At 72.7% G+C, this 271-nt stretch carries 1 protein-coding gene; it reads left to right on the forward strand.

Annotated elements, in window-relative coordinates:
- Nucleotides 1–271 (forward strand): acyl carrier protein (locus UK12_RS35645; protein WP_045307378.1); only part of this gene is annotated, 271 nt, incomplete at both ends.

The raw sequence follows: 271 nt of genomic DNA on the forward strand, positions 1-271 counted from the left end.
GCGCGACACCGCCCTGCTGGACCTGGTCCGCACGGAGGTCGCCGCCGTCCTCGGCTACGGCACCCCCGAGGCGGTGGACGCCGGACGGGCGTTCCGCGACCTGGGCTTCGACTCGCTCACCGCCGTCGAACTGCGCAACCGCCTCAACGCCGTCACCGGACTGAGCCTGCCTACCACCCTGGTCTTCGACTACCCGACCTCGACCGCGCTCGCCCAGCACCTGCGGTCCGAACTGCTCGGTGGGACGGTCGATGCGGCGCTGCCGGTGGTC

Source organism: Saccharothrix sp. ST-888 (assembly GCF_000955975.1).
Taxonomy (GTDB): Bacteria; Actinomycetota; Actinomycetes; order Streptomycetales; family Streptomycetaceae; genus Kitasatospora.